The following is a 338-nucleotide window of genomic DNA, read 5'->3' as shown; positions in this document are numbered from 1 at the left end:
TCGGATAAGGAGCGGGATGCTTCGCGTGCTTTGAATCCGTGGAAGGACGGCAGGGACAAAGCCGAAGAAGTCTACAACGCTGATACCAAGAAGACTGCTCAGGCGTGTTTTGACAACACCGGGAAGCTGTTTGGTCTTGATGCTGAAGGCCGGAAAGACCTGATTAAGCACCTGGGCACGTGGGATGCTGTTGGCGATATGGACATGCTGCGTTCTGTTGTCGGTGATAAGAAGCTGAACTACGTCGGCTGGTCCTACGGAACCTCGTTGGGGTACCGCTATGCCCAGAAGTTTGGCGACAACGTGGGCAAACTGGTCTTCGACGGTGTTGTCGACCC

General features: G+C 54.7%; 1 protein-coding gene. It reads left to right on the top strand.

What is annotated here, in order from left to right:
- Positions 1 to 338, top strand: a 338-nt coding sequence (locus HMPREF2757_RS03840) for an alpha/beta fold hydrolase (RefSeq protein ID WP_141750164.1), incomplete at both ends; no start/stop codon positions are given.

The organism is Brevibacterium sp. HMSC063G07 (assembly GCF_001810665.1).
In the GTDB taxonomy this organism is placed as follows: Bacteria; Actinomycetota; Actinomycetes; order Actinomycetales; family Brevibacteriaceae; genus Brevibacterium.
This window is presented reverse-complemented; position numbering and strand designations above follow the sequence as displayed.